This window comes from Fructobacillus tropaeoli (genome assembly GCF_001047135.2).
GTDB classification, from domain to species: Bacteria; Bacillota; Bacilli; order Lactobacillales; family Lactobacillaceae; genus Fructobacillus; species Fructobacillus tropaeoli.
Genome location: NZ_DF968083.1, coordinates 92,968 through 101,072 on the forward strand (window position 1 = coordinate 92,968; position 8,105 = coordinate 101,072).

Consider the following 8,105-nt stretch of genomic DNA (forward strand, 5'->3'; position numbering starts at 1 on the left):
CCACTTTCTTTTATATTTTTCAAGCAATTCCCTGTCGCACCAGCATTTACAAGCACTAACAAGCAATTGAGCTAATTACTAGTTTAGCCGATTTTTCTTAGAGTTCAAGGCCTAAAACTGTCCGCACAAACATTTGTTCGCCTAAAGGCCTTTCTAATAGGCTTTTGATTTTGCATATTTTTTAATTCACAATATTCACTGTATTTTTAAAAGCGCAATCTAATCCCTTTTGTTGAAACAAGTGCGCTTACTTTGCCCCTATATTAGCGCCTTTTTTTGTCAAACAAAAAGAATTTTGCTTGTGAAATCAGTCTGGCCAAGAATACTAGACCAATTCTAACGACAAACAAGATTATCTTTTCCGTTTCATAAGCTTTGCCAATAAAGATTATCTTTTTTGTTTCAGAAAGTTTGCTATAATAGAGGAAATATCTAAATTATATAAGTGAGGTAATAACTGTGGATTCTGGTCCCTCGTTCTTGTTGAATGCGTTCGTCATCATCTTTATTTTGTTGTTGGCGGTTTTGTTTACACTAACGGAATATTCTCTTGTTAAGGTGCGCTTGTCGGCCTTGGAGGCTCTTCAAGCTGATCGCGAAAAGCCATCAAAAAACATTGCGCACGCCATTCATATGGTGTCGCACCTAACGGAGTTCTTATCGACTGCTCAAGTCGGAATTACATTAACATCTTTGATTTTAGGTTGGATTGGTGAGGAAACCGTTGCTGATTTGATTTTGGCAACTAATATCCTTCCAGCTGACTATGCCAAGCCTGTCGCTTCTGTTGCGGCCATCGTTATCTTTACGATTATTCACGCCGTCTTTACCGACTTGGTGCCAAAGAACATTGCCATTCAAGAACCAATCAAGGTCTTGTTGTTAATTGTGCGTCCAGTCCGCTTCTTTCATATTGCCCTTTTCCCATTCATTTGGATCCTCGATCACTTATCAAATTGGTTAACCCGTTTGATTGGTTTCCAGGTCACTAATGATGATGATATCTATTCACAGACGGAAATCCTTTCCTTGTCGAAGAGTGCTGCTGAAGCCGGTGAATTGGATACCGAAGATTTGACCTTTATGCAACGTGCTTTTGAAATGAACGATAAGGTCGCCGCTGACGTCATGATTGATCGAACATCAATGGATGTGATCGATGTCCATGATACGATTGCCAAGGGGCTTGATGAGTACTTGCAAAAGCGTCACTCTCGTTTCCCGGTTGTCGCTGACAACGATAAAGATAAGGTTTTGGGTTATGTCTTTAACTACGACCTTGTTCGCCAAAATCGAATTTCTGGGAAAAACCCTGTTGCTCAAATTATGCGTGACATTCCTGCCGTCCCTGAAAACATGGACTTGCACGATGTCATGGATGAAATGACCATCAAGCGTTCTCCAATTGCGGTGGTCGTCGATGAATACGGTGGTACTGCCGGAATCATTACTGATAAAGATATCTACGAAGAACTTTTTGGTTCTGTTCGAGATGAAATCAATGATGAATCCGATGAATACATCGAAAAGCTTGGTAATCAACGCTATAAGGTTTCTGGTAAGACAACCCTGTATGATTTCCAACGCTACTTCCAGATTCATGTAAAAGAATTAGACGACGATGAGGCCGTGACCTTGACTGGTTACGTTTTGAAGCGCGATCCTGATTTCCGAACTGGCGACTCTTTACGAATTGCCAACTATCAAATCACGGCGCTTGATTACGAAAACGCCTTTATCCCTGAATTTGCTGTCAAAGAGCTTGAGACGAAACCAGAACCTGATAACACAGATTCTGACGATGCCGATAGCCAAGGCACTTCTGAAAGCAAGCCCTCCATGTCTGAAAAAGACCGTGAGCGCTTAAAGTTTCAGCTCAAGGGTCAGGATACCGACCCCGAATAATATTTAAAAAGTCGACGAATTTTCGCCGGCTTTTTTGATTAAAAAATCAGTCCGAAAGACCGGCAAAGCATTTGGCTCACCTGCCTTTCGTGGTACACTAGAAACAAGAAATCTTCTAACAAAAGAAGAAGAAAAACAGATTTGAAGGAGTCTTATTTCATGGCAGGAATTGATGTTTATATGGTCCGCCACGGCCAAACTTACTTTAACCTTTTACGCCGTTTCCAAGGATTTTCCGATGCACCGTTAACTGATGCCGGCATCCAAGATGGGCATAAGGCTGGTCAACGCCTCGCCAAGATTCACTTTGATGGTGCTTACTCTTCTGATTTAACACGGGCAATCCACACTGCTCGCTATGCCTTGAGTGAAAATCAGGCACAGTCACCAGTAGAACCAACTACTTTGCCCAACTTCCGTGAAGAAAATTTCGGTTCTTTTGAAGGCCGCGACTCCCAGGTTACATTAACAGACTTGAATGCTCGGGTACCAAAGACCTACAACGCATACGCCGACATGGTCGCAGACCTCGGTATGCCAGTTGTCATGGATATTTTCCACGATGCAGACCCCTATCACCTAGCTGAGTCCTACCAAGAATTCGTCAACCGCATCGAGGCTGGCTTTAAAGACCTGAAAAGTCGCCACCAAGACGGCGACAAGGTCCTGCTTGTCTCTCATGGGACAACCATTCGGGCAATCGCCGATTACTTCGGTCATCCCGAAATGGCCGCCCATCCGGTGCATAACGGTGCCGTCATGCACCTGCGCCTTAAAGACGACGGTGCCGATATCTTGGCCTTCAACGACATCACTACCGTTTTTGATTAAGAAAACATTTTTTATTCAATTGTTCCCAAACCGCTACTGAAATCAGGGCGGTTTTATTTCACAGAAAGGCCTGTGTATGCCAACAACCTTTAAAGAAACCTCACAAAAGCCTAGCCGACCCGTCCTTTTGGCCGGCTTACGAACGGACCAAAAGCAAAACCTAGAATATGAACTAACAGAGTTGGAAAACTTGGCCTTAGCCAATAACTTACAACCAGTTGAAACCTTCCTTCAATCATTGGAGCGCCCCAACCCGGCCACTTATTTCGGTAAGGGCAAGGTTGATGAACTCAAGATTGCCGTTGAAACCTACGATGCTGATTTAATCGTGACCAACGACGAATTATCCCCATCGCAAATCAGAAATTTAGAAGCCGAAACGGGTGCCACTGTTGTTGATCGGACCGGCTTAATCCTCGATATCTTTGCCGAACGGGCTCAGACCAAGGTTGCCAAACTCCAAGTTCAATTAGCCCGCCTGCAATATCAATTACCTCGATTGCGGACCTCGATGTCCGTCTCATTAGACCAGCAAACTGGAGCCGGTGGTGCCGGATTCACGAGCCGTGGTTCCGGTGAAACAAAGCTTGAGCAATCCCGCCGGCGCCTTACCAACGAAATGGTCGCCATCAAGAAGGAACTGGCAGAATTGCAAAAGGATGCCTCAACGCAAGCCAAGCAAAGGCAAGAATCTGAACTGCCAACCGTCGCCTTGGTTGGTTATACCAACGCTGGTAAGTCGACATTAATGAATCAACTCTTAGCTCGTTTTGGCCAAGGAGCCGGTAGTGACCAAAGCAAGCAAGTTTTCGAAAAGGACATGCTCTTTGCCACTTTGAACACTACTATCCGTCAGTTAACGTTGCCCGATAAGACGCAATTCCTCCTTTCGGATACGGTCGGCTTTGTTTCCAAGTTGCCCCATCACTTAGTCGCTGCCTTTGAGTCAACTCTGCAAGAGGCCGCCCAGGCTGATTTACTTTTGCAAGTAGTTGACATTTCTGACGCTCATTATCAAGAGATGATGACGACAACGAAGGAAACACTGGCCCGCTTAGGAATCACGGATAAGCCGATGATTACCATCTATAACAAGGCGGATATAGCAGAAATGGCCTTCCCACTGGTCGATGGTGATCAGTCAATTACCATTTCTGCCCGCGACCGGACTTCCCAGGATGAGGTTCTGACGCTGATTAAAAAGACACTCTTTGCCGACATGGCCGAAGTGAGTCTGCACGTACCCTTTGCAGACTCAAAGATTGTGGCTGAAATCTTAGACAAGCATGCCCTCTTGGCTCAAGACTTCAACGAATCTGGGACAACCATCCGCGTTTCCTTGAAGCCAAAAGAAATCGAACAGTACAAACAATACTTAGCCTAAAAAACGGCCTGACAGTGACGTCAGGCCGTTTTTATTTGCTTGTTGGTAAGTTGGTATAATTTGCCAACTTCTAACCACGTAAGCATCGAATAATGCTATTCTTTTTATCTCCCCGAGAATACAAAAAAAGACTAACAAGAAATTTCTTGTTAGTCTTTTTAATCATGATTGCCCCTGCTGGGATCGAACCAGCGCATGGAGGTACCAAAAACCTCTGCCTTACCACTTGGCCAAGGGGCAGTCGTAAAGCAGTGGCTGTCACAAGGGCAGCGATGGGAGCGGTAGGATTCGAACCTACGAACCCGAAGGAACGGAGTTACAGTCCGTCGCGTTTAGCCAGACTTCGCTACACTCCCGTATATCTTTACGACTATAATAGTATATCAAGATACGCCAGGCATTGCAAACTTTTTATGACTTTATTTCTGCTTTGATTAATTCCGCTCACCGCTGATTCTTCTTAAAATAACCAGAAGTTTTTTCGGCTGCTGACCACCCTAACTGCAAGAAAAGTGGCGTTGCCACAATATAAAACATAATTTTAAAGAACAGTTGATCAAGCCACAAGCTACCCACAAAGGCGATAAGACTAGCGAGCGCTAGTAACCACATTATCTTCCGATTTTTCATGCTGAACTCTCCCCGTCTCAAACAAAATTTCTTTATTCTAAACTAACAAATAAGGGCAATTCTGACAAGTCTTCACTCGGTTATGCAAACAAAAAAACCGCCCCCAACGGAGCCGGCTTCTTCAAGTTATCTTCTTATTTATTACGATAAACATCAGAGCGTTTATCAGTTTTCAGGACAACAACTACAAATTCATCATCAACAATATCAGCAATAATTCGATACTTCCCAACTCGATAACGCCACAATGTTTTGAATTCACCCTCTAAAGCTTTACCAAAAAGTCTAGGATTATTCGTACCACTGATATTTAGCTCCAGCCAGTTATAAAGGCGACGCTGTACCGGTTTATCTAGTTTTTCAAATTGCTTTTCAGCCTTCTTATCAAACTTCCACCGATATCTCATAGTCCAAATTTCGCTTTAATTTCACTAGGTGAGACGTATTCACGATTCTCTGAGTTAATCACTTTCATCGCATCGGCATAGTCTTCATCATCTTGACGCGCTTCATCAATCAAAGAAGCAATGAATGCAGTGACAGTCATCCCTTTAAATTCGGCATATTCTTTCGCCCATGCCATCGTATCATCTTTTAATCTTACAGTAGTCACACTCATCGCTGGTCCTCCTTTACTACATTTGTAGTATACCACCTTACTACAAATGTAGTAAGGCCTTTGAAGAATAATCTTAACAAAAAAACCGACCCTAACGGGGCCGGCTTCTTCAAGTTATATTAATTTTTAAGCAGAAAAATCAGAAGATGTTACTTGTGCTTGTTTCCTGGGAAAACCCAATTCCACTTACCAAAGATTTTCATCATGGCTGGAACAAAGAGCAAGCGGACAATAAAGGCATCGAAGAAGATACCAAATGACAAGGCCAAACCAACTGATTTGATTGTTGGGTCAGGATCCAAGGCAAATGATCCAAAGACCGCAATCATGATTAGGGCGGCCGTCACAACGATTGGACCAGATGACTGCATGGCAACCGTCACAGCACGGTCGTTATCACCAGTCTTAGCGTATTCTTCGCGGGCACGTGAGACCATAAAGACTTCATAATCCATTGCCAATCCGAAGATTAAGGCCGTTGCAATGATTGGCAAGAAGGAAATAATTGGGGCGCCCTTAGCAACACCGAAGATTCCCTTCATGAAGCCTTCTTGAATAACCAATGTGGTAAAGCCAAATGATGCTAACAATGACAAACCGAAGCCGACCATGGCCACCGCAGGCACGATGAATGAACGGAAGACAACCATCAACAAGATGAATGCCAAAACAATAATTGTCACTGCAAAGAGTGGTGTAGCGTCGTTCAATTTCTTCGTGATGTCCAAGTTAACGGCATTGACACCAGTCATCGTAATCTTAGCATCATACTTTGACTTCGTTGTGTCAGAGTAGCCCTTAATCTTGTTAACCAAGTCAGTCGTTTGCTTAGCAGCTGAACCCTTCGTTGGAATCACAACCATCATTGCGTACTTACCATCCGCACTGATTTGGTAAGGCTTTGAGGCTTGAGCAATAATTGCTTGTTTAATTTGAGCGGCTGCTTGATCTTGCTGAGCCTGAGTTGGTGCTTGACCAGTTGCTTGTGCTTGAGCCGCCATCTTTTGTTGTGCTTCTTGGGTCAATTGCGTCTGCAAAGTGGCTGCCTTTTGCTGGTCAACAGTCAATGGGCTCATCATCTTAACGCCCTTCATGTCAGCAATATGGCTGGCAATCTTGACCAAATTAGCTTCGTTTTCAGCTTGGCCCTTATCAGTGTCCATCTTAACGACAGCAATCAAAGGTGAGTTCACCCCTTCACCAAACTTATCAGAAATCATGTCATAAGCCTGACGCTCTGTTCGGTTATCAGGCAATGAACCGTTATATGGCATTCCCAAACGCATGTTTTGCGCTGGCAAGGCAATGCCGGCCAAGACCAAGATGGCCAGAATTGAAACTGTCCAAGGGTGACCAGTAATCAACTTAGTAATCTTTGATGGGTTCTTAGCCATGTGTTCAACAGTCTGATTGTTTGGCTTAATGAACTTAGCACAAGCCGCAATCAAAGCTGGCAAGAACGTCAACGCTGAAACGACAGCCACAGCAACGGCAACGGCTGTGGCCAATCCCATCGTTGTGACGAATTCGATACCCGCAAAGGCCAAACCACAGACGGCGATAATCACTGTTACACCGGCGAAGATGACTGAACTACCTGCCTCTGAAAGCGCCAAACCAAGCGCCGTCTTCTTATCTCCGTTCGTATCGGCCAAATCAGTCCGGTAACGGTTCAAGATAAAGAGTGAGTAGTCAATTCCAACGGCCAATGACAACATCACAGCCAATGTCTGACTAACACTAGCCAATGTGATGAAGTTGGTTCCAATGGTAATCAACAATACCCCCGAAACCAATCCCACAAGGGCTGAAATGATTGGCATTCCAGCCGTCACGAAGGAACGGAACAATACCAACAAGAGCACGAAGGCAATGGCAATTCCAATCAATTCAGACTTACCGCCCACCTCAATTGGTGTGACCTTCACTGATCCGGTAAAGGCAACCTTAGTATCGGAGCTCTTCACCTTATCGTTAAACGTGTTCTTAACGCCATCAATTGCGTCTTTTGAAACGTTTGTTGAATCATCCTTGAAGGTGATATCCACATAAGTCGTTGTCTTATCAGAGCTAATCACACCCGTTGTATAGGGGTTTGAAATCGACTTAATGTCAGAAGAATACTTCTTTTGTAGCTTATCGATAGCGGAGGCCACTTCGGCCTTCGTCTGATCGTCAGCGACACCATCCTTCTTATTTTGAATAACGGCCTTCATCGTTCCGCTATTCGGATTCATCTTAAACTCTTTTTCAAGAGTGCTTTGAATGTTAGTGGATGGAATGCCAGTAATTGTCAAATTAGTTGTGTAGTGAGAACCAAGTCCCACTGCCCCACCAATTAAGACAGCCACGGCAACCAACCAAACAAGAAAGGTTTTGAACTTATTTTCATAAATCCATTCCCCAAGACGCTTGAGCATGATTGCTCCTCCTTTTATTTAATCGTTGTGTACATTTTAATGGTGATATGTATATTATGAAAGGGATAAAATTGTTATACTGTTCCTTAGAGAGACAAATCTAAGAAAGTGTCCCATTTTTAATTCCGATGGCTAATAAAAATTACGAATTAATGCACAACCACATCATGGAAACAACGGCTGCGCTATTCGTGACCGTTCCATTTTCCAAATTAACGGTCAAGCAAATCTGCGAAGCCGCCAATATTAACCGCAATACCTTTTACCGGAACACAAAATGCCTATATATCAACGTTTAAACAAAAATACGTGTAAA

General features: G+C 43.8%; 8 protein-coding genes and 2 tRNA genes. 4 read left to right on the plus strand and 6 right to left on the minus strand.

What is annotated here, in order from left to right; genetic code table 11:
- The first annotated feature begins 459 nt into the window (after window positions 1-459).
- From AOQ32_RS05870 to hflX, 3 genes are all read left to right on the plus strand, one after another.
- Complete coding sequence (locus AOQ32_RS05870; protein WP_059394001.1) at window positions 460-1,905, plus strand: hemolysin family protein; 1,446 nt, start codon at window positions 460-462, stop codon at window positions 1,903-1,905.
- 159 nt (window positions 1,906-2,064) lie between these two features.
- Window positions 2,065-2,736, plus strand: coding sequence for a histidine phosphatase family protein (locus AOQ32_RS05875; RefSeq protein WP_059394002.1), 672 nt, complete (start codon window positions 2,065-2,067; stop codon window positions 2,734-2,736).
- Between the two features lie 76 nt (window positions 2,737-2,812).
- The gene (hflX, locus tag AOQ32_RS05880; RefSeq protein WP_059394003.1) at window positions 2,813-4,120 is read left to right on the plus strand and encodes a GTPase HflX; all 1,308 of its coding nucleotides are present in this window, start codon (window positions 2,813-2,815) and stop codon (window positions 4,118-4,120) included.
- Window positions 4,121-4,288: 168 nt separating this feature from the next.
- Here hflX and AOQ32_RS05885 read toward each other — a convergent pair.
- From AOQ32_RS05885 to AOQ32_RS05910, 6 genes are all read right to left on the minus strand, one after another.
- Window positions 4,289-4,360, minus strand: a tRNA-Gln gene (locus AOQ32_RS05885).
- 33 nt (window positions 4,361-4,393) lie between these two features.
- Window positions 4,394-4,476 (minus strand) — tRNA-Tyr (locus AOQ32_RS05890).
- A gap of 88 nt (window positions 4,477-4,564) precedes the next feature.
- On the minus strand, window positions 4,565-4,750 hold the full coding sequence (locus AOQ32_RS05895) for a hypothetical protein (protein ID WP_059394004.1): 186 nt from the start codon (window positions 4,748-4,750) through the stop codon (window positions 4,565-4,567).
- Between the two features lie 134 nt (window positions 4,751-4,884).
- Window positions 4,885-5,157: a type II toxin-antitoxin system RelE family toxin gene (locus AOQ32_RS05900; RefSeq protein WP_059394005.1), complete on the minus strand. Its 273-nt coding sequence runs from the start codon at window positions 5,155-5,157 to the stop codon at window positions 4,885-4,887.
- Window positions 5,154-5,369, minus strand: coding sequence for a DUF6290 family protein (locus AOQ32_RS05905; protein ID WP_059394006.1), 216 nt, complete (start codon window positions 5,367-5,369; stop codon window positions 5,154-5,156). Before AOQ32_RS05905 ends, AOQ32_RS05900 begins: the two co-directional genes overlap by 4 nt.
- A gap of 149 nt (window positions 5,370-5,518) precedes the next feature.
- Window positions 5,519-7,789 (minus strand): MMPL family transporter, encoded by a 2,271-nt coding sequence (locus AOQ32_RS05910; RefSeq protein WP_059394007.1) that lies wholly within the window; start codon window positions 7,787-7,789, stop codon window positions 5,519-5,521.
- Window positions 7,790-7,917: 128 nt separating this feature from the next.
- Between AOQ32_RS05910 and AOQ32_RS05915 the strand changes: the two genes are divergently transcribed.
- On the plus strand, window positions 7,918-8,088 hold the full coding sequence (locus tag AOQ32_RS05915; protein ID WP_083994442.1) for a TetR/AcrR family transcriptional regulator: 171 nt from the start codon (window positions 7,918-7,920) through the stop codon (window positions 8,086-8,088).
- Window positions 8,089-8,105 lie beyond the last annotated feature (17 nt).